The following is a 1,170-nucleotide window of genomic DNA, read 5'->3' as shown; positions in this document are numbered from 1 at the left end:
CGGCACCGCCCCACTCCCCGCCCAGCCCGAGCCCCTGCAGGAAACGCAGGACGAGCAGGAGTACGGGAGCCGTCACACCGATCGAGTCGTATGTCGGTACACAGCCGACGGCGACGGTCGCCGTGCCGGTCAGCAGCAGCGAGGCCACGAGGACCGGCCGCCGCCCGTGCCGGTCCCCGATATGACCGAACAGCACCGAGCCCAGAGGCCGCGCCACGAAGCCGACGCCGAAGGTGCCGAAGGCCGCGAGCGTACCCGCCACCGGCGAGAAGGTCGGAAAGAACAGCGGCCCCAGGACCAGCGCGGCCGCGGTGCCGTACACGAAGAAGTCGTAGAACTCGATGGCCGTCCCGGCGAGCGAGGCGGTCGCGAGCCGCAGCATGGAGGGAGTTTTCACGGTGTGTGCAGGGCGCATGCCGCGTCAACTACCCAGGGTGACAAGTGGTTACGGGGGGCGCGCGGTGGTTCGTACGAGGTCGGCGCCGTCCCGTGGATGCGCCGGGGCGTCCGGGCCCACGAGGTGTCGGCGCACCGTGATAGACCGGGTCCGAGCAGCAGTCCTGAGTGGCCCCTGCCCCAGCCGACCGGACCGGAGGAACCGTGCCCCGCACTCTCGCCAACGCCCCGATCATGATCCTCAACGGGCCCAACCTGAACCTCCTCGGCCAGCGTCAGCCCGAGATCTACGGTTCCGACACGCTCGCCGACGTGGAGGCCCTGTGTGCCAAGGCGGCGGCCGCGCACGGCGGCACGGTGGACTTCCGGCAGTCCAACCACGAGGGCGAACTGGTCGACTGGATCCATGAGGCGCGCCTGAACCACGCGGGCATCGTCATCAACCCGGGCGCCTACTCGCACACCTCGGTCGCGATCCTGGACGCGCTCAACACCTGCGACGGCCTGCCCGTCCTCGAGGTCCACATCTCCAACATCCACAAACGCGAGCAGTTCCGGCACCACTCGTACGTCTCGCTGCGCGCCGACGGGGTCATCGCGGGGTGCGGTGTGCAGGGGTACGTGTTCGGGGTGGAGCGGGTCGCCGCGCTGGCAGGGACGGGGAAGGCGGACGCCTGAGCGGTACTCCGGCCGCTCAGAGCCGTCCGGCGTCCAAGCAGACCTGGTCCGCGACCTCGCGGGCGAAGCCCAACCGCCCGCTGTGAAGCCCTTGAC

The 1,170-nt window shown here is 70.3% G+C and carries 2 protein-coding genes; one reads left to right on the top strand and one right to left on the bottom strand.

The genetic code is table 11. From position 1 onward, the window contains the following. On the bottom strand, positions 1-382 hold a 382-nt coding region (locus FNH04_RS46170), incomplete at its 3' end, for an MFS transporter (protein ID WP_228032082.1). 218 nt (positions 383-600) lie between these two features. Between FNH04_RS46170 and aroQ the strand changes: the two genes are divergently transcribed. Beyond that, positions 601-1,074 carry a type II 3-dehydroquinate dehydratase gene (gene aroQ / locus FNH04_RS46165; protein WP_322725788.1) on the top strand — a complete coding sequence of 158 codons (474 nt, stop codon included), beginning with the start codon at positions 601-603 and terminating at the stop codon, positions 1,072-1,074. Positions 1,075-1,170: the final 96 nt, after the last annotated feature.

This window comes from Streptomyces phyllanthi (genome assembly GCF_009377205.1).
Classification (GTDB): domain Bacteria; phylum Actinomycetota; class Actinomycetes; order Streptomycetales; family Streptomycetaceae; genus Streptomyces; species Streptomyces phyllanthi.
The sequence above is the reverse complement of the archived record's forward strand: the minus strand, read 5'-3'. Positions and strand labels throughout refer to the sequence as shown.